The sequence below is a fragment of the Nocardia sp. NPDC049526 genome (genome assembly GCF_044465765.1).
Lineage (GTDB): Bacteria > Actinomycetota > Actinomycetes > Mycobacteriales > Mycobacteriaceae > Nocardia.
The window spans coordinates 375,895-399,205 of the sequence record NZ_JBITMA010000007.1 but is presented as its reverse complement, the minus strand read 5'-3'; the positions used below and the strand labels follow the sequence as shown (position 1 = coordinate 399,205).

Annotated in this window: 15 protein-coding genes; 11 read left to right on the top strand and 4 right to left on the bottom strand. The window is 65.6% G+C overall.

Annotated features, from left to right (window positions below; genetic code table 11):
* Positions 1-10: 10 nt before the first annotated feature.
* The 6 genes from ACIBW7_RS23860 to ACIBW7_RS23835 all read left to right on the top strand — a co-directional run bounded on the left by ACIBW7_RS23860 (position 11) and on the right by ACIBW7_RS23835 (position 11,264).
* Positions 11-1,036 (top strand): glutathione S-transferase family protein, encoded by a 1,026-nt coding sequence (locus ACIBW7_RS23860; protein ID WP_397049712.1) that lies wholly within the window; start codon positions 11-13, stop codon positions 1,034-1,036.
* Between the two features lie 112 nt (positions 1,037-1,148).
* Complete coding sequence (locus ACIBW7_RS23855) at positions 1,149-1,880, top strand: hypothetical protein (protein WP_357470981.1); 732 nt, start codon at positions 1,149-1,151, stop codon at positions 1,878-1,880.
* Positions 1,877-2,851: an ABC transporter ATP-binding protein gene (locus ACIBW7_RS23850; RefSeq protein WP_397049709.1), complete on the top strand. Its 975-nt coding sequence runs from the start codon at positions 1,877-1,879 to the stop codon at positions 2,849-2,851. Before ACIBW7_RS23855 ends, ACIBW7_RS23850 begins: the two co-directional genes overlap by 4 nt.
* Positions 2,848-3,630, top strand: coding sequence for an ABC transporter permease (locus tag ACIBW7_RS23845; protein WP_397049707.1), 783 nt, complete (start codon positions 2,848-2,850; stop codon positions 3,628-3,630). The genes ACIBW7_RS23850 and ACIBW7_RS23845 overlap by 4 nt, the downstream gene beginning before the upstream one ends.
* Positions 3,631-3,740: 110 nt before the next feature.
* Entirely contained in the window at positions 3,741-7,394 is a 3,654-nt protein-coding gene (locus ACIBW7_RS23840; protein WP_397049984.1) for an ABC transporter ATP-binding protein, read from the top strand.
* A gap of 96 nt (positions 7,395-7,490) precedes the next feature.
* On the top strand, positions 7,491-11,264 hold the full coding sequence (locus ACIBW7_RS23835; RefSeq protein ID WP_397049705.1) for a multifunctional oxoglutarate decarboxylase/oxoglutarate dehydrogenase thiamine pyrophosphate-binding subunit/dihydrolipoyllysine-residue succinyltransferase subunit: 3,774 nt from the start codon (positions 7,491-7,493) through the stop codon (positions 11,262-11,264).
* A gap of 153 nt (positions 11,265-11,417) precedes the next feature.
* Here ACIBW7_RS23835 and ACIBW7_RS23830 read toward each other — a convergent pair whose 3' ends face one another.
* The 3 genes from ACIBW7_RS23830 to ACIBW7_RS23820 form a co-directional block, all read right to left on the bottom strand.
* Positions 11,418-12,395, bottom strand: coding sequence for a hypothetical protein (locus tag ACIBW7_RS23830; protein WP_397049703.1), 978 nt, complete (start codon positions 12,393-12,395; stop codon positions 11,418-11,420).
* Positions 12,396-13,763: 1,368 nt separating this feature from the next.
* Entirely contained in the window at positions 13,764-15,401 is a 1,638-nt protein-coding gene (locus ACIBW7_RS23825; protein WP_397049701.1) for an alkaline phosphatase D family protein, read from the bottom strand.
* Between the two features lie 311 nt (positions 15,402-15,712).
* A complete protein-coding gene (locus tag ACIBW7_RS23820) occupies positions 15,713-16,339 on the bottom strand; it encodes a TetR/AcrR family transcriptional regulator (protein WP_397049699.1) in 627 nt (208 codons plus the stop codon).
* Between the two features lie 68 nt (positions 16,340-16,407).
* Between ACIBW7_RS23820 and ACIBW7_RS23815 the strand changes: the two genes are divergently transcribed.
* From ACIBW7_RS23815 to ACIBW7_RS23800, 4 genes are all read left to right on the top strand, one after another.
* Positions 16,408-17,949: a flavin-containing monooxygenase gene (locus ACIBW7_RS23815; protein WP_397049697.1), complete on the top strand. Its 1,542-nt coding sequence runs from the start codon at positions 16,408-16,410 to the stop codon at positions 17,947-17,949.
* The gene (locus ACIBW7_RS23810) at positions 17,946-18,776 is read left to right on the top strand and encodes an SDR family NAD(P)-dependent oxidoreductase (protein ID WP_397049695.1); all 831 of its coding nucleotides are present in this window, start codon (positions 17,946-17,948) and stop codon (positions 18,774-18,776) included. The genes ACIBW7_RS23815 and ACIBW7_RS23810 overlap by 4 nt, the downstream gene beginning before the upstream one ends.
* Positions 18,777-18,803: 27 nt before the next feature.
* Positions 18,804-19,730 (top strand): alpha/beta hydrolase, encoded by a 927-nt coding sequence (locus ACIBW7_RS23805; protein WP_397049693.1) that lies wholly within the window; start codon positions 18,804-18,806, stop codon positions 19,728-19,730.
* Positions 19,731-19,925: 195 nt separating this feature from the next.
* Positions 19,926-21,716, top strand: a complete 1,791-nt coding sequence (locus ACIBW7_RS23800) for an AMP-dependent synthetase/ligase (RefSeq protein ID WP_397049691.1) — start codon at positions 19,926-19,928, stop codon at positions 21,714-21,716.
* A gap of 69 nt (positions 21,717-21,785) precedes the next feature.
* On the opposite strand, the gene ACIBW7_RS23795 is transcribed toward ACIBW7_RS23800, so the two are convergent.
* Complete coding sequence (locus ACIBW7_RS23795) at positions 21,786-22,661, bottom strand: alpha/beta fold hydrolase (protein WP_397049689.1); 876 nt, start codon at positions 22,659-22,661, stop codon at positions 21,786-21,788.
* Positions 22,662-22,748: 87 nt separating this feature from the next.
* Here ACIBW7_RS23795 and ACIBW7_RS23790 point away from each other — a divergent pair, with 87 nt between their 5' ends.
* Positions 22,749-23,306 (top strand): CGNR zinc finger domain-containing protein, encoded by a 558-nt coding sequence (locus tag ACIBW7_RS23790; protein WP_397049687.1) that lies wholly within the window; start codon positions 22,749-22,751, stop codon positions 23,304-23,306.
* Positions 23,307-23,311: the final 5 nt, after the last annotated feature.

The window sequence follows — 23,311 nt, the reverse complement described above, 5'->3', positions numbered from 1 at the left end:
GACTAGGCGAGTGACCAAGTCGGTATCGGAAAACGGCTCCTACGTCGAAGCCGGTGAGTTCAAGCGGGATACGAACTACATCACCACACGCATTACGGCTGATGGCCGGGACGGGTATCCGGTCGAGCCGGGCCGCTATCGGCTGATCGCGGCGCGGGCCTGTCCGTGGGCCAACCGCACGCTGATCGTGCGCAGATTGCTGGGGTTGGAAGACGTCCTATCGCTCGGGTTGTGCGGGCCGACGCACGACAAGCTGAGCTGGACCTTCGATCTGGATCCAGGTGGAGTGGATCCGGTGCTCGGCATCCCTCGGTTGCGGGACGCGTATCTCGCGCGGTTCCCGGATTATCCGCGCGGCATCACGGTGCCCGCGATCGTGGACGTCCCCACCGGGCAGGTGGTGACCAATGACTACGCGCAGATCACCCTCGACTTCTCCGGCGAGTGGACCGAATTCCATCGCCCCGGCGCACCGGCGCTGTATCCGCAGGAGTTGCGTGCCGAGATCGACGAGGTGAACCTGGCCGTCTTCCACGATGTCAACAACGGTGTCTATCGGTGCGGATTCGCTGGTACGCAGGAGGCGTACGAGGCGGCCTACGATCGGCTCTTCGCTCGGTTGGACTGGCTGTCCGAACGGCTCACCACCCAGCGTTACCTGGTGGGCGACACCATCACCGAGGCCGATATCCGGCTGTTCACCACGCTGGTCCGCTTCGATCCGGTCTATCACGGCCATTTCAAGACCAACCGCTCCAAACTGAGCGAAATGCCGGTGCTCTGGGCCTATGTGCGCGATCTCTACCAGACGCCCGGATTCGGTGACACCATCGATTTCGGGCAGATCAAGGCGCACTACTACGTGGTGCACACCGATGTGAACCCGACCCAGATCGTGCCCAAAGGTCCGGAGCTGACCAACTGGCTGACCCCGCACGGCCGAGAAGCGCTGGGCGGCAGGCCATTCGGCGACGGCACCCCGCCGCCACCGCCACCGCTCGCGGAAAGGGTGTCTGCCCTGCGCGAACCGGCGTGATCGAACCGACACGCTGGGAACCCGGCCGACCGGGTACATCGTTGTCATGACGAGTTGATGGCGACCGGTGCAATAAGGTCGTTCCGTACGGGCGGAAGAGGAGGATATCGCCGTGTTCAAAGGCACGTTCGAGAAGACGGTGGTCCAGCTACTCGATACCGGGTCCCGCCTGCAGGCGCCCGCGGTCGCCAAGTACGTGGACCGGCTGCGGCGTTCGCACCCGTCGGAGAACCCCGCGCAGATCATCGAGCGGCTCGAGCACCAGTACCTGCTCGCGGTCACCGGCAGTGGCGGTGCGGTCGGCGCGACGGCCGCGGTGCCGGGAGTCGGCACCATCGCGGCACTCGCGGCGGTCAGTGCCGAGACCACCTTCTTCATGGAGGCGTCCGCGGTGTTCACGCTGGCCGTCGCGGCCGTACACGGCATCTCTCCCGAGGACCAAGAGACCCGGCGGGCGCTGGTGCTCGCGGTCGTGCTCGGTGAGAGCGGGATGGAGATCGTCGAGAAGACGGTCGGTCATTCGGCGAAGAACTGGGGCACGCTGTTCGCCAATAAGATTCCCGGCCTGTCGAGCATGAACGATTCGCTGCTCAAGCGATTCATCATCCGCTTCATCACCAAGCGAGCCGCATTGATGGCGGGCAAGGTGGTGCCCGCCGGTATCGGAGCCGTGATCGGCAGCGTCGGCAATCGGGCGCTCGGTAAGACCACGATCGGCAACGCGCGCAAGGCATTCGGACCCGCGCCGGTGACCTGGCCCGCCGATCGGCAGCTCGTCATCGACGCCGATCCGCTGCCCGCCCTGGATCCGGCCAAGCCGCAACCCCCGACCACGCCACGATGAGCGCGGGCCGACCGCTCGCCTTCTCCGTCCGCGGCCTGACCAAGCGCTACGACCTGGTCACCGCGGTCGAAAACGTGAGCTTCACCGTGCCGTCCGGCACCACCGCCGCCCTGGTGGGTCCGGCGGGCGCGGGTAAGTCGACGATCCTGCGGATCCTGCTCGGTCTACATCAGCCGACCTCCGGAACCGCCGCGGTCGGCGGGCCGGGCTCGCGGCGGCGTGACGGATCCGCGGTTGTCGTCGGCGGCATGTTGCAGCCACGTGGGCTGCATCCGGCTCGAAGCGCGCGTGATCATCTGCTGGTCTATGCGGCGGCCGCGGGAGTCGAGGACGCGCGGGTCGACGAGGTGATCCAGGTGGCCGGCCTCGGTGAGTTGGCGAGGACACGGGCAGGCGAGCTTTCGGACGGATCGCAGACCCGGCTGGCGCTGGCAACCGCGTTGCTAGGGGACCCGCAACTGCTGATTCTCGACGAGCCCTTGGCCGGTCTCGACGCGGCGGAACGCGCCTGGCTGGCGGACTTCCTGCGGCGGCACACCCGTCGCGGTGGCTCGGCCCTGCTGTCCAGCGAAAGCCTCGCGAACGTGATTCCGATGGCGGACAACATCATTGTCGTGAGCGAGGGCTCAGTGGTCTATCAGGGCACCCCCGCCCGGCTTCGGCGCGGACACCCCGATCGGCTGGTCGTCGCCGCATCCACCCCGATCGCACTCGCGACCATGTTGGCCGCACAGGGCTTCACCGATGCGGTGATCCGCCCCGACGGACGCCTCGCCGTCGCCGAAGCGACCGAAGCGCAAATCCGCGCGGCGGCGACGGCGGCCGGTGTGCGCGTGGACAATATCGCCGCCGACCAGATCCATCCCGACCGAGTGCTCGCCTCATTGGTCAAACCGGCCCGCCCACCCCAGCCCGCCCCCTATGCCGGGATCGCACCGCAGCAACCGACCCCCTACGGGATTACACGATGATCGCCGCTCTGCCACCGGACCTCGTTCCGGCCGTCAACTCCGAGGTCCGCAAGGTCAGCACGCTGCGCGCAGGCCGAATCCTGGCCGCACTGATTCCCGCGGTCGCCCTCGTAGCGAGCACGGTGACCGCACTGCTCGCTGGACCCGCCGATCCGAAATCCAATCCGGCCACGGGCGCGGCGACCATCGGGCTCTATATCGGTCTCGCGGTCGCGATCGTGGTGGCCGGCGCCTTCGGCGCGGCCGGTGCGGGAGCCGAATACCGTTACGCGACAATGCCGACCACCGCCCTGTTCACCTCCGACCGGGACCGGCTCGTCGCCGCGAAGTTCCTCGTCACCGCGGGCTTCGCCCTGGCGGCGACCTTCGTCGTCGAACTCATCGCCTTCGCCTGCCTGCTCGGTTTCGGCCGCGGCAAATTCGACTTCGGAGTGCGCTTACTCGCCGTCCTCGGCGGCGGGCTACTCGCCGCGGCCTGCTGGTCCCTGATCGGCGCCGGCCTGGGCCTGCTGCTGCGCACCTCCACCATCGCGGTCGTGGCGATGCTCGGCTGGCTGGTGATCATCGAACCGTTGATCTGGGTCGTCGCCAAGGCGATCGGTTTCGCCGGAGTGGTCACCGTCCTGCCCGGCTCCGCCACCGTCAGCACCGTCGCCGTCGGTTCCTTCAAAGACAGCGACTTCCTGGCCCCCACACCTGCCGCCCTGGTGGTCCTCATCCTCTGGACTATCGCCGCCGCCGGTGGGGCCTGGTGGTTGCTGCGCACTCGCGACATCTGATCCGGCCCCGGCCGCGGGGAACAAACAGCGGTGCGGCACGTGTCATTACCGTCGGTACCAGCACGACGAGACGGGTGAGCAGCGGAGTGACCGAGCGCGATACGGGTTGGATGCGCAGATTGTGGACCGAGTGTTGGGGCCACCGGGGAACGGTCACGGGCATCGCGATCGCACTGACGGCCGGAGCACTGGTCGAGATCTCCGCGCCACTGCTGACCAAACGCGCGGTCGATGCGGCCGGAGTCGGCGACACCTCCGTCATCGGGATCATCGCGGCCCTGCTCGCCCTTGTCGCATTCGGCCGCTTCTCGGCGGCCTTCGGACGCCGCATGTTGGCCGGACGGCTTTCCCTCGATGTGCAGCACTCGCTGCGTGTCAGCCTGCTCGCCTCGCTGCAGCGACTGGACGGCGTCGGGCAGGACGCGCTGCGCACCGGACAGGTGGTGTCGCGTTCGATCACGGATCTGCAGTTGGTGCAGGGCCTTTTGGCGATGACGCCGCTGTCCGGGTTGGCATTGCTGGAGTTCCTGCTGGCTGCCGCGGTGATGGTGTGGCTGTCGCCGCCGCTGGCCGCCGTCGCATTGCTGGTGGTTCCGGCAATCGCGGTGCTGGTGTATCGGATGCGGCCGCGCCTGTACGCGGCAACGTGGTCGGCGCAGCAGCGAGCCGCCGAGGTCGCGCAACATGTCGAAGAGACCGTCAGCGGCGTCCGGGTGGTCAAGGGCTTCGGACAGGAAGCTCGGATGGTGCGCGTGCTGGAGGACCACGGGCGCGTTCTCTACGCCGAGCGCATGCGCGCCGCCAAGATCAATGCGCGCTTCGCACCCGTGGTGACCACGATTCCGCAAGCCGGGCTGGTCGCGGTGATCGTTGTCGGTGGGCTGCTCGCGCTGCACGGCGTCATCGGCATCGGCACCTTTCTCGCCTTCTCCGCATACGTCACCACCATGACCGTCACCACCCGCACCATGTCCTCGGTGGTGATCATGGCCCAGCTGACCAGGGCCGCCGCCGAGCGCGTCTACCAGGTCATCGACGCCGCGCCCGAAATCGCCGACCCGCCCGCTCCCGCCGAACTCCCCGATGGGCCCTTGGGTATCGAAATCGATTCGCTGACTTTCGGATTCGAGCCATCGCAGCCCATCCTGCGTGACCTCGACCTGACCGTGCAGCCCGGCGAAACTGTTGCCGTCATCGGGCCCGCGGGCTCTGGAAAGTCAACGCTGTCACTGCTACTCCCCCGCTTCTACGCCCCGGAGTCCGGCACCATCCGCCTATTCGGATCCGCGGAAACCACTGAGCAGGTGGATATCGCCGACCTGCGCGCGTCCGATTTACGCAGCGCGGTCGGGGTGGTGTTCGACGACCCGTTCCTGTTCAGCGACACCATTGCCGCGAATATCGCACTCGGCCGACCGGCGGCTACCGATGCCGAAATCCGCTATGCCGCGAAGCTTGCCGCCGCCGACGAGTTCATCACCGAACTCACCGACGGCTACGACACCGTGGTCGGCGAACGCGGATTGACGCTCTCCGGCGGGCAGCGGCAGCGAATCGCTTTGGCCAGAGCGTTATTGGCGCGGCCACGGATTCTGGTGCTCGATGACGCGACCTCCGCGGTCGATGCGGTGACCGAGGCGGCCATCTTCGAGAAGCTGCCCGATGCGGGCGGACGCACCACACTGATCCTGGCGCATAGGGAATCCACACTGGCCCATGCGGATCGGGTGATCCGGCTCCCCGGACCGATCTCATATGCCACCGATGCAGCCACAACCGCCGACACCCCACCGTCAGCCGGTTCCCGACGCACCGCAATACCCACCAGCGGCCCAGGCGGATTCTCCGGCGCCGCAGCCGATCTCAGCGAAACCCCCGAATTGCGCCGCACCATCGAACGTCTGCCACCGGCCACCGAACAACCCGACCTCGACGACGAACAGCTGCGTCAACCGGATCCCGGATTCCGACTCGCTCGCCTGTTGCGTCCGGTGCGCTGGCTGGTCCTGACCGTAATCACCCTGCTCGCACTGGACACCCTGATCGGCGTCGCCTTTCCACCGATCGTCCGCTATGCCATCGATTCCGGCGTGAGCGGCCATGACTCGAGCGCACTCGCCCGGGCGGGCGCGCTCGGCGCGGTCTTGGTCGTGCTCGGTCTCGCGGTAGGTGCGGCGACCACCGTCCTCACCGCCCGCAGCGGCGAACGCGTCCTCTACGGCCTCCGCGTGCGCAGCTACGCCCATCTGCAACGGCTGGGATTGGACTACTACGAGCGCGAGCTGTCCGGTCGCATCATGACCCGGATGACCACCGATGTGGACGCACTCTCGACCTTCCTGCAAACCGGCGTCGCGACCACGCTGATCGGCGCGCTCACCCTGGTCGGTATCGCAGTGGCGCTAGTGGTCATCGATGCCTCGCTGGCCGCGGTGGTGCTGATCGCGCTGCCGCCGCTGCTGGTGGCGACGGCACTGTTCCGCCGCGTCTCCTCCACCGCCTACACCGTCTCACGCGAACACGTCTCGACCGTCAATGCCGATTTCCAGGAAAATGTCGCCGGACTGCGCGCCGTCCAGGCCAACCGGCACGAGCCGATCGCCGCCCGCCGCTTCGCCGAATACTCCGATCGCTACCGCGCCAGCCGGATGCGCGCCCAGCGCGCGATCGCCATGTACTTCGCCTTCGTCATCGCCTGGGCGGATCTGGCGCTGGCCGCGGTCGTGTACTTCGGCGCGCGCGAAGTCGCCGACAACACCACGACCGCGGGCACTCTCATCGCCTTCGTGCTCTACCTGCAGCTGCTCTTCGGCCCGATCCTGCAGTTGTCCCAGGTTTTCGACGGCTACCAGCAGGCGCGCGTCGGCCTGCGCCGCATCGGCGACCTGCTGCGCACCCCGTCCTCGATCGCCGCCGATCCACCGGACGCGATCGGGATCGACCACGGATTGCGCGGCGAGGTCGTCCTCGACGACATCCGATTCCACTATCCGAGCACCGAGAAGGCCGCGCTCGACGGAGTGTCACTGCGGATTCCGGCCGGATCCACGCTGGCTTTGGTCGGACCGACGGGCGCGGGCAAATCGACCATCGTCAAATTGCTGGCCCGCCTATACGATCTGCCCCGCGACAACCCGGGTGCGATCGCCGTCGACGACATCGACATCCGCGACTACCGGCTCACCGACTACCGCGCCCGGCTCGGCATCGTCCCCCAGGAAGCTCACCTCTTCACCGGCGATGTCGCCAGCAACATTGCATTCGGGAAACCTTCCGCGACCGAAGCGGAGATCGCGGCGGCCGCCACCGCGGTCGGTGCGGCCGACATGATCGCCGCGCTACCGCAGGGCATGCGTCATCCGATCGGCGAGCGCGGCCGCGGCCTCTCGGCGGGCCAACGCCAGCTGATCGCACTCGCCAGGGCCGAGCTGGTCCGTCCGGATCTGCTGCTGCTCGACGAGGCCACCGCCACCCTCGATCCGGAGACCGAAGCATCGGTGCTGGTAGCGAGCCGATCGCTGACGCGTGGCCGGACCACCGTCGTCGTGGCGCACCGGCTGGGCACCGCCGCGCGAGCCGATCGGATCGCCGTCGTGGAACGCGGACGAATCGCCGAAATCGGGCCGCACGACACATTGGTTGCGGCCGGTGGCCGCTATGCCCAGCTATGGGCGGCGGCCAGCGAAGCGGGGGGAATATTCTCGGGTGAGGACGGGTCGTCATCTTTGGGATCGGGGTTGTCCGGTGGTCAGTCGATCCACTGATTTGCTGCTGGGCCTATCCTCAGAGAGGGCGCATCGGCGCGCATCCGCTGATCCCCGTGCCGGGCACGTCACAAACGTCGCAGCGCGAAGAACGAAATGAGGCGAACACCTGCTGTGAGCAGCTCAACTTCCCAGTTCGGACAGAACCAGTGGCTAGTCGATGAGATGTATCAAAAGTACAAACAGGATCCATCTTCCGTCGATGAAAGTTGGCACGAGTTCCTCGCCGATTACACGCCCGAAGTCCCGGGTGATTCAGGTAACAGCGCCGCGCCAGCGGCCGCGCCCGCGCAGGTGGCCACCCCGGCACCGGCCCCCGCGCCGGTGAACGCGGCCCCCGCCGCTGCGGCCCCCGCTCAGGCAGCCCCCGCGCCCGCCGCACCCAAGCCTCCCGCGCCCGCGAAGCCCACCACCCGCGCGCCGCAGACGACGCCCGCGCCGACCTCGAATGCCGCGCCCACCTCAGGCGCGCCGAAGCCCGCCGACACCGCTGCCGACGAGGCAAAGGTTTTGCGCGGCCCGGCCGCCGCCGTGGTCAAGAACATGTCCGCGTCGCTGGCCATCCCGACCGCGACCAGCGTGCGCGCCATTCCGGCGAAGCTGATGATCGACAACCGGCTCGTCATCAACAACCACCTGGCCCGCACCCGCGGCGGCAAGATCTCCTTCACCCACCTGCTCGGCTACGCGATCGTGCAGGCGGTCAAGTCGTTCCCGAACCTGAACCGGCACTTCGCCGAAATCGACGGCAAGCCGAACTCGGTCACTCCGGCACACACCAACCTCGGTCTCGCCATCGACCTGGCGGGCAAGGACGGCAACCGCTCGCTGGTCGTCGCGGCCATCAAGGGCTGCGAGACCATGAAGTTCGGGCAGTTCCACACCGCCTACGAGGACATCGTGCGCCGCGCCCGCGACGGCAAGCTCGGCATCGACGACTTCACCGGCGTCACCATCTCGTTGACCAACCCGGGCACCATCGGCACCGTGCACTCGGTGCCGCGGCTGATGCCGGGCCAGGGCGCGATCATCGGCGCCGGCGCGATGGAGTACCCGGCCGAATTCCAGGGCATGAGCGACGAGCGCATCAACGAGCTCGGCGTCGGCAAGCTGATGACCCTGACCTCGACCTACGACCACCGCATCATCCAGGGCGCGGAATCCGGCGACTTCCTGCGGACCATCCACAACCTGCTGATCAGCGACGAGTTCTACGACGAGATCTTCCACGGCCTCGGCGTGCCCTACGAGCCGGTGCGCTGGCGCAAGGACGTCAAGGAACGCGGCGTCGACAAGAGCACCCGCGTGCTCGAGATGATCGCGGCCTACCGCAACCGCGGCCACCTGATGGCCGACACCGATCCGCTGCGGCTGGTCAAGGACAAGTTCCGCAGCCACCCGGACCTCGATGTCACCCAGCACGGCCTCACCCTGTGGGACCTGGACCGCACCTTCGATGTCGCGGGCTTCCACGGCCAGGAGCGGATGAAGCTGCGCGATGTGCTCTCGGTGCTGCGCGATGCCTACTGCCGCCACGTCGGTGTGGAGTACACCCACATCCTGGAAACCGAGCAGCTGCAGTGGATTCAGGAGCGGGTCGAGCAGAAGCACGTCAAGCCGACTGTCGCACAGCAGAAGTACATCCTGAACCGGTTGAACGCGGCCGAGGCCTTCGAAACCTTCCTGCAGACCAAATACGTCGGCCAGAAGCGCTTCTCGCTCGAGGGCGCCGAAGCCGTCATCCCGATGATGGACGCCACCATCGACCAGTGCGCCGAGCATTCGCTCGACGAGGTCGTCATCGGTATGCCGCACCGCGGTCGCCTCAATGTGCTCGCCAATATCGTCGGCAAGCCCTACTCGAAGATCTTCACCGAGTTCGAGGGCAATATGAACCCGGCCGCCACCCACGGCTCCGGCGACGTGAAGTACCACCTCGGCGCACGCGGCACCTACCTGCAGATGTTCGGCGACAACGAGATCGAGGTCTCGCTGACCGCCAACCCCTCGCACCTCGAGGCGGTCGACCCGGTGCTCGAGGGTCTGGTCCGCGCCAAGCAGGATCTGCTGAACAAGGGCGACGGGCCGGAGGGCTTCTCCGTCATGCCGCTGATGCTGCACGGTGACGCCGCATTCGCGGGTCAGGGTGTGGTCGCGGAGACGCTGAACCTGTCGGGGCTGCGCGGCTACCGCGTCGGCGGCACCATCCACATCGTGGTGAACAACCAGATCGGCTTCACCACCGCACCGGAGAACAGCCGCTCCACCGAATACTCGACCGATATCGCGAAGTTCATCGGCGCGCCGATCTTCCACGTGAACGGTGACGATCCGGAGGCCTGCGACTGGGTCGCGCGCCTGGCGGTCGACTTCCGCCAGAAGTTCCGCAAGGACGTCGTTATCGACATGGTCTGCTACCGGCGTCGCGGCCACAACGAGGGCGACGACCCGTCGATGACCCAGCCGGAAATGTACGACGTCATCGACACCAAGCGCTCGGTGCGCAAGGCCTACACCGAAAGCCTGATCGGCCGTGGCGATATCTCGCTCAAAGAGGCTGAGGACGCGCTGCGTGACTACCAGGGTCAGCTGGAACGGGTCTTCAACGAGGTTCGCGAGCTGGAGAAGTATGTCCCGGAGCCGAGCGAATCGGTCGAGGACGACCAGCAGGTGCCGGCTACGGTCGTGACGGCCGTGGACAAGACCGTGCTGCAGCGCATCGGCGACGCCTTCCTCGGTGTCCCCGAGGGCTTCAATGTGCACCCGCGCGTCAAGCCGGTGCTGGAGAAGCGACGCGAAATGGCGTACGAGGGCAAGGTCGACTGGGCCTTCGCCGAGTTGCTCGCCTTCGGCACGCTGATCGACGAGGGTCGCGCGGTGCGCCTGACCGGTCAGGACTCGCGTCGTGGCACCTTCACCCAGCGCCACTCGGTGATCATCGACCGCAAGACCGCCGAGGAATACACGCCGCTGCACAACATCGGCAGTTCCAACCCGGGTTGGTTCGCGGTGCACGACTCGGCGCTGAGCGAATACGCCGCCGTAGGCTTCGAATACGGCTACTCGCTGGGCAACCCGGACGCACTTGTGTTGTGGGAGGCGCAGTTCGGTGACTTCGTCAACGGTGCGCAGTCCATCATCGACGAGTTCATCTCCTCCGGTGAGGCCAAGTGGGGTCAGCTGTCGGAGGTCGTGCTGCTGCTGCCGCACGGTCACGAGGGTCAGGGCCCGGACCACACCTCCGGTCGCATCGAGCGCTTCCTGCAGTTGTGCGCCGAGGGCTCCATGACGGTCGCCGTGCCGTCCACCCCGGCGAACTACTTCCACCTGCTGCGCCGCCACGCACTCGACGGCATCCGCCGCCCGCTGATCGTCTTCACCCCGAAGTCGATGCTGCGCAATAAGGCTGTGGTCTCGGACCTGAAGGACTTCACCGAATCGAAGTTCCGCTCGGTCTTCGACGAGCCCACTTACGAACAGGGCGTCGGCGACCGCAACAAGGTCAAGCGTGTCCTGCTCACCAGCGGCAAGCTCTACTACGAGCTGGTCGCCGAAAAGGCCAAGCAGAAGCGCGAAGACGTCGCGATCGTCCGCATCGAGCAGCTCTACCCGCTGCCCAAGTTCCGCCTCAACGAGGCACTGGCCGGCTATCCGAACGCGACGGATATCGCCTGGGTCCAGGAGGAACCGGCCAACCAGGGCGCCTGGCCCTTCTTCGGCCTGAACCTCCCGGAACTTCTCCCGGAGCGCTTCACCAAACTCCGCCGCATCTCCCGCCGCGCCATGTCGGCCCCCTCCTCGGGTTCGTCGAAGGTCCACGCTGTGGAGCAAGCCGAAATCGTCGGCGAGGCCTTCGAGCCGACCGCGTAGTTTCGCCACCCACGCCGGGCCGAGTCCACTCTCCCCAGAGTGATTCGGCCCGGCGTTGCTATTCAGGCGTCAGCTACGATTCGGCCGATATCAACGAATGAACATGCCTCGGGCGCGAAACCAGGTGAAGCACAACGCAATATGCGTTGCGTGTCATGATTCCGATTCGATCAGCACATGCTCCAAATGGGCGGTATCGTCGGAGTCCTCATCGACACCGACCACTGCGACGAACTCGTGATCACCGGCACGTCGCTGCAAGGGACTCCAGGAGTTGGCGAGATACCAGCTTGCCCCGGTGGTACCACGCGGGCCTAAGCCCGCGCAGAATATCCAGTATCGGTCGGGGTGCAGAACCGGGCTCGGTCGCACCCGGGCGATGAGGCCGATACTGTGATCTCCGCGCGAGTCGTACCGGCTGCCGTCCGTCAACTCCAATTGCACGAAACGGGAACCGCCTTCGGCACCACTGCCATTGAGAGTGAAAAGCGGACGATCGGCGCTTTCGAGGTACATACGTGTGCAGTCGTTGCAAGTCAGTCCAAAGCTGATATAGGGGCGGTCACTGCGCGCAACGATGTCCCGGTCACTGCGGATCTCAGCAAAGAGGCCAGTGTGGCGCTGGAGCACAGAAAATACGTAAAGCAGCCCGCGAACTTCCTTCTCCGGTAAGGCAGCCAGCACATCGGAGCGATGATCAGCCGCAAATGCGCGGACCTTCCCGAATGCGCACCCATTGGGAGCCTCGACCGAATCGAGTGCATGCAGGGGCCGCAGTGGTAGCTCGAAGGTCGGGTACACGAGAGTAATCCCGTTGGTGATCATCTCGGCCCCCAGAAATGCCCCGAGCTCGATATCCGTTCCGGGAGGATCCATCTCGTGCGCGGCGACCGGTGCGCCATCCGCCATCTGAAACAAGCTCTCGATCGTCCAGCCAGGGAACATCCTGGCCAGCACCCGGCAATGGTAGTCGCGGGGGAGCCCGATCATCCCGCCCGAAAGCCACTGGTAGAACTGTGTCTTCGCGGGCCCGTAACCAGGAGGAATGGGCGGATCGAGCTGCGCGGCGTACCTATCGTACGCGGCCATGAAATCCGAATGGCTCTTGAGATGCTGCTGCGCCAGCAGCATCTTCAGAACGGTAGCCAATGAAACCCCCTTACCCCTGAAATCACCGCCCTGGTGACGGCGACTCGATCTACAAACGCAGCTCGCACGGGACATCAACACTGTCCGGTGACCGCCCGGACGCAGTACCGCTCGGACAAGGCGTAGGAGACTCTGTTACCGATCCCGCTCACCGTGGCCACGGTGAGCTGTACCGTCCCCTCCCGGCCGGGGCGAGCGCAAAAGCTGCATGTCCGGGTCGATGGTCAACGCGGTGGCCCGCAATGCTGCCGACGAAAGCGATCGCAGTGGCAGTCGACAGGCCTGTCCCGATGAGGCTGGGGCCGTAGCGCCGCCTGCGCCAGGCCATTGGATGGGACTGGCGCTGTTCACGGCAGGTATCGCAACGTAACAGACACTGTTGCTGGGTCCCTCCGCGGGGGTGGTGACCTGCACCGTACCCGCAGGCGCGATGGCGGTGACCTACGTATCGGAGTCGATGGTGAAAGTGGTCGCGGTAGTACCGAATCGCATGATCGAAGGACCAGTGCAGCCGATACCCATCACAGAACGTTCGCGTCTCCCGATGTGGGCCCCGACGTCGGAGAGCGGGAGGTGATGGTAGGCATGACGTGGCTCCTTTGCCGCGATGGTGATTCCCCGACTGCACTGGATGGCTACTTCCAGTAAGCCTCCTACTCTGTTGCAGGGCAATGCATCTCTGATCCGTTTTCGTCCGTTTTCACACTTAGACCTTGCCTCCCGTCGATGTAATTCATTTCCCGGTGCAAGTCATTAGCGGGCGACATACCGGACCGAGCCCGACCGACCGCGGCAACCTCGGGAAATTCCCATGGACAGCGGGATCCCCATGATCGGACAGCATGTGCGGCTTCGAGTGGCCGCGAGCACCAACGACAGTGCGGCGCTGCCGCTGCCTCCGATGGTTGCGCGCCATCGCGGTAGTGCGTTCGCAGCGCGGACCGCGCCGCCGCAAACCGGGCGAAGCTGCGCCGAGACGAACGCCGAAGTAACTATTTCCGCTCGGCCGAATAGCGCATCCATAAAGCATGGGTCTCGATCACGCTGTGTCCGTGCGAAATATGGTTCGACGCCAACCGATTCTCGGTGCATCGGAAATCACCTCCGGATTCCTTTCGGTTTCGGGTTGTCGAAATATCCCGGATCGACGCGCGCTTCGACGACTCACCCACGACGACATTGCGCACACGATCGGACGTAGTGCGGCGGCGGGACCTCACGATCACCGGTGCGGGGCTCACCGGCCAACGATTCGGCACTACCGCAACGACTTTCATCATCGACTCGCCGACGCAGATCACCGCCGTCGCCCCAAGGGGCTCGGTCGGTACTGTCCGTGTTACCCAGCCATCATCGTGGGCCCGGCGATATCCCGGTGTCTCCAGCGGCGGGAGCATCGTCGGAATGGGTCCGCGAAGCCGCGATGACCCCCGGGAGCCGGTCTTGCACGACGAAACTCGCGCGGGTGTGGATCGAGGCGCCGGGGCGGCGGATGTAGGGGACGACGCGGAAGTCGGCGTGCCACAGGGCACGGTCGAGGGTGACTCGGACGTATCCGCGTTGGGAGTTGAAGAACTTCATGTCCGGGTTGGCGGTGAGGAGGTTGCGGCCGGTGGGGTTCATGTCGGTGCCGTCGCCGCCGGTGGTGATCGAGGTGCCGGTGAATTCGGCTGCTACGACTGGGGATTCGGGGGTGTCCGGGCGGAGATCGGCGGCGTAGTTGTGGTGGCGGTCGCCGGTGATGACGACGAGGTTGTGAATGTCACGGGTGGCGGCGGTGGCTAGGACGGTGTTGCGGTCGGCTACGTAGGCGTCCCAGGCGTCGGTGCCGAAATTGGTACCGGGCCCCGGGTCGTAGTCGGATTTGGCCATGGCCACCTGGTTGCCGAGGATCTGCCAGCGGGCGGTGGAGTGGGTGAGGCCGTCGAGCAGCCAATCTCGTTGTGGTGCACCCAATATCGAGCGTTCGGGCGAGAGTCGGTCGGGACAATCGTCGCCGATATTGCCCTTACCGCAGGTCCCGCCGGTGCGGTACTGGCGGGTGTCGAGCATGGTGATGTCGGCGAGGTCGCCGAAGGTGTAGCGCCGATGGATGCGCATGGTCGGGCCGGACGGCAGGGCCGCGATGCGCAGTGGCTGATGTTCGTACATCGCTTGGAAGGCGGCCGCTTTGCGGCGGCGGAACAGGGCGGGTATGCGGTAGATGTCGAGACCGAGGCCGGGGTTGTCGGCGGACCAGTTGTTGTCGATCTCGTGGTCGTCGAAGGTGACGAGCCAGGGAAAGGCGGCGTGCGCGGCGCGCAACGGTTGTTCGGCCTTGGCCTGAGCGTAGCGGAGCCGGTAGCCGGGCAGATCGACCGCTTCAGCGGCCAGATACGGCTCCACCGACATCCCCTCGCGGCCGCGGTTCCAGCCCCTTTCGTAGATGTAATCACCAAGGTGCACAACCAGATCGAGGTCTTCGGCGCTCATATGCTCATAGGCGGTGTAGTAGCCGGAGGCCCACGATTGACAGGATGCGAACGCGAATCGCATGCGCGCCGTGGGCTGCCCGAGCGGCGGAGCCGTTCGGGTGCGACCGATCGGCGAAATTGCCGAGCCCGCCCGAAATCGATAGAAGTACCAGCGATTCGGCTCCAACCCGCGCACTTCGGGATGCACGGAATGCGCGAGTTCGCGCGTGGCGACCGCCGTCCCCCGGGCAACCACCTGCTGAAACTGTTCGTCGTGTGCGACCTCGTACTCCACGGTGACCGGATGCTGCGCCATCCCCCCGAGCCCGTCCGGCGCCAGCGGATCGGGCGCGAGCCGCGTCCACAACACCACCCCATCCGGCAGCGGATCCCCCGAAGCCACCCCCAAGGTGAACGGGTCCCCCAACCACCGCGGTGCCCGAAACCGCCCACTGCTCGCCGCAGACGCCCCCACCAACACCGCAACCGATCCAGCGGTCCCGAACCGCAACAACTCCCGCCGCGACAGACCCATACGTCAGGGTATCTCCAGGCGCTTCGCCGAATCCGCATTCCGACCGGGTATGGATCCAACAACGGGCGCGCCAGCAAGACGCGGGCCGATCACGCCTGTCCGGCGGCACCAACCGATCGAAGACCGAGTCGCCGAGTTCAGTCCACCCATTGGAATATCGGAGCAGGGCGCGGGGCGCAGACCACCGATGTGCAGATCGCCGCAGTGGCACTACTTCACGACGACACCGACTTCCGCACCATCCGTCGAGCGGTACCAGATCTCCAGCAGATCCGAATCGAACCGGAGTAGCAATCACACGAAGGCGGTGGCTAACCGCGGAGAGCGGCGGCCAGTGCGGGATTCAGCGAAAGAGCCAGGGCGAGTAGGGATTCGACCAGCAGGTCGACCAACTGTTCGCGGGTGATGGTTTCGTGGCGGAGCCAGGTGAGAGTGGTTTCCTCTACAAAGGCGATCCAGCCGCGCATGGCGAGAGTGAGGCGGGGGCGGTCGGTGTCCGGAATGTCGACGGGCACTTCGGTCAGGATGATGTCGATGATGGCGTTGCGGGTCTGGTCGACGAGTGGGAGCACCTCGGCGCTCACACTCGCCGGGCCGCGCAGCAGCGATACGTACGAATTGCGGTTCTCGCCGACGTACTCGATGTAGCGCTCGATCGAATCGCGCAGCATCTCGAATACCCCGAGGGTGCGGTCTGGTGCGACGCGCTCCATCAGCTCGGCATTGGCATGGCGGACTATCGCCAGCTGGAAGTCCTGTTTGGTCGGGAAGTAGTGGAAGAGCAGGCCGCGGGAGATCCCGGCTTCCCCGGCGATTTCGGTGATCGAGATGTCTTCGATGGCGCGGTCCCCGAGCATCTTCGCGCCCAGGGTGATCAGTTGTAGACGGCGTTCGTCCGGGCTGAGCCGGGTGCGCTTGACGGTGCCTCGACTACTCACGGACCCATCTTACTGAACGCTGCTCAATACTGTTGACTCATGCTCAATAGGACCGTAGTCTGGATTATATGAGTCGCAAGGTTACAGACAAAGCTGTCGGCAACCGGCCAGCCCGCCACGTCAAGACCATCATCATCGGCAGCGGTTTCGCTGGTCTGGGCCTGGCGATCCGGTTGAGCAAGCAGGGCCACAACGATTACCTCGTGCTGGAACGCGGCAGCGATGTCGGCGGCACCTGGCGCGACAACACCTACCCGGGCGCCGCCTGCGATGTGCCGTCACACCTGTACTCGTACTCCTTCGCGCTGAACCCGAACTGGTCGCGCTCGTTCTCCAAGCAGGGCGAGATCCAGCAGTACATCCAGGGCGTCGCGCGCGAGTACAACGTGCTCGACAAGCACCTGTTCAACTGCGACGTGACCGCGGCCCGTTGGAACAACGCCACCAACCTGTGGCATATCGAATCGACCCAGGGCAGCTTCACCGCCGACACCGTCGTGTCCGCCGTCGGCGCGCTGTGTGAGCCGGCGCTACCGGATATCAAGGGCATCAACGGTTTCGAGGGCGAGGTCTTCCACTCCGCCCGCTGGAACCACGACGCCGATCTGACCGACAAGCGCGTCGCCATCATCGGCACCGGAGCCTCGGCCATCCAGATCGTGCCGTCCATCGCCCCGAAGGTCGCGCACCTGGACGTATACCAGCGCACCGCGCCCTGGCTGCTTCCCCGCATGGACCGCCCGTATACCCTGCCGGAGCGTCTCGCCTTCCGGCACATCCCGGGCTTCCAGCGACTATCCCGCGCGGCCATCTACGCCGCGCGCGAAACCCAGGTCGTCGGCCTGGCCAAGGTTCCGGCACTGATGCAGGCCTTCGAGCTGATCGCCAAGGCCAAGCTGCAGCTGGAGATCCGCGATCCCGAGCTGCGCAAGAAGGTCACCCCGAACTTCCGGATCGGCTGCAAACGCATGCTGATCTCCAACGACTACTACCCGGCGCTGAGCCGCCCGAATGTGGACGTGGTCACCGACGGCATCGCCGAGGTGCGCGCGAATTCCATCGTCACCAAGGACGGCACCGAGCGCGAAATCGACGCACTCATCGTCGCGACGGGTTTCCACGTCACGGATTCGCCGACCTACAACGCCATCTCGGGCAAAGACGGTCGCACGCTGGCGGAGGTATTCGACGAGATCGGCCAGCAGGGCTACAAGGGTTCGGCCGTCGCCAACTTCCCCAATATGTTCTTCCTGCTCGGCCCGAATGTCGGCCTCGGCCACACCTCGATGGTGTACATGATCGAATCCCAGATCAACTACATCGCCGACGCTCTGGCCACCATCGATCGCCTGGGCCTGCGCACCGTCGAGGTGAAGCGCGCGATGCAGGACGCCTACAACCAGGATCTGCAGGGCAAACTGGTGAAGAGCGTGTGGAACACCGGCGGCTGCGCCAGCTGGTACCTGGACAAGCACGGCAACAACACCACACTGTGGCCGGACTTCACCTTCGAATTCCGCAGGCTGACCAAGAATTTCGACGTGTCCGCGTATGAAACGACGACCGTCGACAACGCACGAAACGATTTGAAAGTGGTGGCAGCACAGTGAGCAGTGACGCTTACTTCAAGGGCAAGGTCTGCGTGATCACCGGGGCGGGTTCCGGCATCGGCCGCGCCCTCGCGGAGAACCTGGCCAGGCGCGGCGCCAAACTCGCGCTCTCCGATATCGATACCGAAGGCCTGGCCGAGACGGTGCGCCGTTGCGAGGCGTACGGAGCCGAGATCAAGTCCGACCGGCTGAATGTGGCCGAGCGCGAAGCGGTACTGCTGTACGCCGACGCCGTGAAGGCGCACTTCGGCAAGGTGCACCAGATCTACAACAACGCAGGCATCGCCTACCACGGCGAGGTGATCCGCTCGGAGTTCAAGGACATCGAGCGCATCATGGACGTCGACTTCTGGGGCGTCGTCAACGGCACCAAGGCCTTCCTGCCGCTGCTGATCGAATCCGGCGAGGGGCATGTCGTCAACGTCTCCAGCCTGTTCGGTCTGATCGCGGTCCCGGGCCAGAGTGCTTATAACGCAGCCAAATTCGCGGTGCGCGGGTTCACCGAATCGCTGCGCCAGGAGATGCTGGCCGGCAAGCATCCGGTCAAGGTGACCTGTGTGCATCCCGGCGGCATCAAGACCGCCGTCGCCCGCAATGCGACCTATGCCGAGGGCATAGACAGCCAGAGTGCCGCATCGCTGTTCGACAAGAAGCTGGCCATTCACACACCGGAAATGGCCGCGCAGACAATTACCGAGGGCGTCCGCAAGGGACACGGCCGCGTGCTGATCGGCTGGGAGGCCAAGGTGCTCGACCTATTCGTCCGGGTCACCGCCTCCGGTTACCAGCGCATCGCCGCCGCGGTGAACCGTCCATTCCTACCCTGAACCAGCGCGGGGAATCGAGGAAAACCCATGCGTGACATCAACATTCCGCTACCCATCGCGCGGGCGCTGCTCAGTCCGATCTTCCGGGTCTCGCTGAACGCGCGACTGCCCTGGCAGATGCAGCGGCTGCTGCTCGATATCGGTTCGCGCGCACAGTTTTTGCCATCGGGCACGACCGTGCACCGGCTCCGCCTCGGCGGACGACCGGCGGAACGAATCACCGCCGGCTCGGCCAGGCCGAATCTGAACGCGGGCGCAGTGCTCTACCTGCACGGCGGCGGCTATGCGGTCGGATCGCCGGCGACGCACCGTTCGCTGGCCGCCCGGCTGGCGCACGAAACTGCTTGCGCCGTCTATGTTCTCGACTATCGACTGGCGCCGGAGCATCCGTTCCCGGCCGGACTCGAGGACGCCGAATCGGCCTTCCTGGAACTGGTCGGCAATATCGGTTACCGCCCCGAACAGATTGCGCTGTCGGGTGATTCGGCGGGCGGGGGGCTGTCGCTGGCCACCGCGCAGCGGCTCATCGCCGAACACGGCTACACCCCGGCGGCGCTCGGCCTGATCGCGCCGTGGGTGGATCCGAATCAGGTCCCGGACAAGTTCCGCGATCTGGTGATCAACCGGCCGTGGTCGCGCGCGTGCGCCGCGGCCTATCTCGGCGACGGGGACGGCAAGGACACCGGCTACGCACCGCTACACGGTGAACTGCGAGGTCTGCCGCCGACGTATGTGCAGGTCGATGTCAGCGAACTGCTGCATGCGCAATGTGTCGAATTCGTGACGGCACTGCGGGTTGCGGGCGTCCATACCAGGTTCACCGAGAGCGAGGGGCTATGGCACGTCGCGCAACTGCAGGCCGCGCTCGTCGGGCCCGCCGCGGCGGCACTGACCGAACTTGGCGACTTCCTGCGGGAAGCGGTCCAGCCGATCTCGCTGCGCGACCTAGGATAGATAGTGGCTCACCTGCGCTAGTTCGAACACACCAAACGTAAGACCGACTCCGTCCGACGACAACACATCGGGGCCCGACGGGACTGCAGACAGGCCACCGAATCCGAACCGGACCGGTTTTCCGGTGGCCGGAATGACGTCCCGGTCACAGGTGTCGTAGATTACTGGCGAGTAAACCCACGTGGAAGGGCACTGATGCGAGAGTTCGAAGTTTCGGCTTCCTACACCATTCCGGAAGACGCGAACAATTCCGATAACGTCTTCCGGCATGCCGAGCAGTCGCCCGGCGCGGTGCTGTTCAACGTCACCGAAGGTGGCGGCTCGCGGGATATCAAGGCTGCGGAATTCGCCAAGACGGTCACCGATGTCGCCAAGGGCCTCATCGCCTCCGGTCTCGAACTCGGCGATCGCGTCGCCATCATGGCCCCGACCCGCTACGAGTGGGTGCTGCTCGACTTCGCCATCTGGGCAGCCGGCGGTTGCACCGTCGCCATCTACGACAGCTCGGCCGCCGAACAGGCCAAGTGGATCCTGCAGGACTCCGCCACCAAGCTGCTGGTGGTCGACAGCGATAAGCACCGCAAGGTCATCGATGAGATCGAGGCTGGCGCGCTGCCGGATCTGAAGGAGACCCTGCAGATCGACAAGGGCGCCGTCGACGATCTGATCGCCCGCGGCGCCGACCTCGACGACGCGAGCGTGCACGCGCGCCGCGCCGAGGTCAATGCCAAGTCCCCGGCCACCCTGATCTACACCTCGGGCACCACCGGCCGACCCAAGGGCGTCATGCTCTCGCATTCGAATCTGTACGCGGAGTCGAAGTCCGACCGGATCGCGCTGAACAGGTACGTCGCCGAGGGCAAGAAGACGCTGATGTTCCTGCCGCTGGCGCACGTCTTCGCGCGTGCCGTCACGCTGGCCGCATTCGACGCCAAGGTGATCGTCGCGTTCACCGCCGACTGGTCCACCCTGGTCGAACAGTTCGGCAGCTACCGCCCGCACTTCATCCTCGCGGTGCCGCGCGTCTTCGAGAAGGTGTTCAACAGCGCCAAGCAGAAGGCGCACGACGGCGGTAAGGGCAAGATCTTCGACGCCGCCGCCGAGACTGCCATCGCCTACAGCCAGTCCCTCGACAACGGTGGGCCCGGCCTGGTGCTCAAGCTCAAGCACACGGTTTTCGACAAGCTCGTCTACAGCAAGCTGCGGGTCGCGCTCGGCGGTCAGTGCGAGGCCGCGGTCTCCGGCGGCGGACCGCTCGGTGCACGCCTGGGCCACTTCTTCCGCGGCGTCGGCGTGACCATCTACGAGGGCTACGGCCTCACCGAGACCACCGCCGCCATCACCGTGAACACCCCCGGCAATATTCGCGTCGGCACCGTCGGCAAACCGATCGAGGGTCACGCGGTGAAGATCGCCGAAGACGGCGAACTGCTGCTGCGCGGATCGGTTGTCTTCAACGGTTATTGGGGCAATGCCGAGGCCACCGAGGATGCGTTCACGGACGGCTGGTTCAAGACCGGCGACCTGGGCGCCGTCGACGGCGACGGGTACGTCACCATTACCGGCCGCAAGAAGGAAATCATCGTCACCGCGGGCGGTAAGAACGTCTCCCCCGGTCTGATGGAGGATTCGCTGCGGGCCCACCCGCTGATCAGCCAGGTCATGGTGGTCGGCGACGGACAGCCCTTCGTCGGCGCGCTGATCACCCTCGATCCGGAGGCGCTGCCGGGCTGGAAGGAACGCAACAACCTGCCCGTCGAGACCCCCATGGAGCAGGTGATCGAGAATCCGGCGCTGGTCGCGGAGATCAATGCGGCGGTCGCGGAGACCAATAAGAAGGTCTCGCATGCCGAGGCGATCAAGAAGATCCGCATCCTGCCCGTCGACTGGACGCAGGAGACCGGTGAGCTGACGCCGAAGATGTCGCTGAAGCGGGCCGTGGTGATGAAGCAGTACGCGTCCGAGGTGGAGAAGATCTACAGCTGACGCCGGGTTTGCAAAGGCGCCGCCCGCGAGTTGCGGGCGGCGCCTTTGCTTTCGGTTGTTCTGAGCCGATCACCGCCGCACAGTGCGACCGTCCAGGAAACCGGCAATCAGCGGCGCGATCTCGGCCAGATGAGTTTCCAGGGCGAAATGGCCCGTATCGAAGACATGCAGCTCGGCGTCCGGGAGATCTGTGAGATAGGCGTGCGCGCCGGGCCCGGGGAAGAAGGGGTCGTTCGAGCCCCAGACGATGAGGGTCGGCGGGGTGTATTTGCGCAGCCACCGCTGCCATTCGGGGTAGGCAGCGACATTCGACTTGTAATCGAAGGCGAGGGCTACCTGGGCCTCCTTACGGCCGGGCAGGTCGAGGAAGTACTGATCGAGAACCCACGATTCGGGGCTGAGCACGGTCGGGTCCGGGACGCCCTGCTCGTACTGGCCGCGGGTTCCTTCCAGAGTGAGTAGACCGCGAATCGTATCTTCTGCTCCTTCGTCCTCGGGCCGCAGTGCCGTGAAGTCGCGAGCGAGATCCGACAGTCCCGCCTCGTAGGCATTGCCGTTCTGGACAATGAGGCCGTTGATCCACTCGGGGTGGCGCAACGCGATGCGGAAGCCGACCGGAGCGCCGAAATCGAAGACGTACATAGCGAACTCGCGCAGTTCCAGCCGTTCGACGAAGCCCTCGACGACATCGGCCAATCGCTCGAACGAGTAGTCGAAATCGGCTGGTGCGGTGGTGTTTCCGAAGCCCGGGTAGTCCGGGGCGAGCAGCCGGTACTGCGCGCCGAGCACATCGAAGAGCCTGCGGAACTGGTGCGAGGCCGACGGAAAGCCGTGCAGCAGCAATAGCACCGGAGCGTCCGCGCGGTCAGGAACCGATTCGCGGTAATGGACCTCGACGCCGCCGACATCGGTGTGGCGGTGGTGGATGACGGGCAGCTCGATCATGCTTCACATGCTTTCATTCCGTGATGTTGCATTAGTTCTAGCGGATCGACTTCTAATGTGTCAACTGATCGATATAGCATTAGATTCATGAGTGAAGCTCCGCTCGTCGGCGAGCCGTTGGCATTGGACCTGGTCAATACCCGACCGACCGGTGTCGATCTGCTGGCGACCCCGGATGACCTCGCAAATTGGCTTGCGCTGCAGGCCGAAAGGTTCCCGGAGCCGGCTATTGCACACCCCACTTCCGCCGACCTCGCCGCCGTTCATTCGGTGCGCGACCACATCAGCGCCGCCCTCGACGCACTGCTCCACGATCGTCGCCCGCCCACCGATGCATTACGCGGACTCAATGCCGCGCAGGCCGCCGCGCCCGCGATCCGACAGCTCGAATGGGGCGGCGATGCGGTGATCACGACCGTGCGCCGCACTGGCACGGCGGCCGAGAAGCTGGCCGCCATCCTGGCCGAAGCCGCCGCCGACCTGCTTGTCGATCCATCGATCGGCAAGCTGAAGCGCTGCGAGGCCGACGACTGCGTTCTGCTGTTCCTGCCCGCACACCCGCGCCGTCGCTGGTGCTCACCCGAACGCTGCGGCAACCGGGTCCGGGTTGCCCGGTACTACCAGCGGCACAGGTCCGCGGACTGACGTTC

Coding starts and splice junctions, on each gene's coding strand:
- ACIBW7_RS23850 (WP_397049709.1), top strand. CDS start 1,877: ATGAGCGCGGGCCGACCGCTCGCCTTCTCCGTCCGCGGCCTGACCAAG.
- ACIBW7_RS23845 (WP_397049707.1), top strand. CDS start 2,848: ATGATCGCCGCTCTGCCACCGGACCTCGTTCCGGCCGTCAACTCCGAG.
- ACIBW7_RS23840 (WP_397049984.1), top strand. CDS start 3,741: ATGCGCAGATTGTGGACCGAGTGTTGGGGCCACCGGGGAACGGTCACG.
- ACIBW7_RS23835 (WP_397049705.1), top strand. CDS start 7,491: ATGAGGCGAACACCTGCTGTGAGCAGCTCAACTTCCCAGTTCGGACAG.
- ACIBW7_RS23830 (WP_397049703.1), bottom strand. CDS start 12,395: ATGCTGCTGGCGCAGCAGCATCTCAAGAGCCATTCGGATTTCATGGCC.
- ACIBW7_RS23825 (WP_397049701.1), bottom strand. CDS start 15,401: ATGGGTCTGTCGCGGCGGGAGTTGTTGCGGTTCGGGACCGCTGGATCG.
- ACIBW7_RS23815 (WP_397049697.1), top strand. CDS start 16,408: ATGAGTCGCAAGGTTACAGACAAAGCTGTCGGCAACCGGCCAGCCCGC.
- ACIBW7_RS23805 (WP_397049693.1), top strand. CDS start 18,804: ATGCGTGACATCAACATTCCGCTACCCATCGCGCGGGCGCTGCTCAGT.
- ACIBW7_RS23800 (WP_397049691.1), top strand. CDS start 19,926: ATGCGAGAGTTCGAAGTTTCGGCTTCCTACACCATTCCGGAAGACGCG.
- ACIBW7_RS23795 (WP_397049689.1), bottom strand. CDS start 22,661: ATGATCGAGCTGCCCGTCATCCACCACCGCCACACCGATGTCGGCGGC.
- ACIBW7_RS23790 (WP_397049687.1), top strand. CDS start 22,749: ATGAGTGAAGCTCCGCTCGTCGGCGAGCCGTTGGCATTGGACCTGGTC.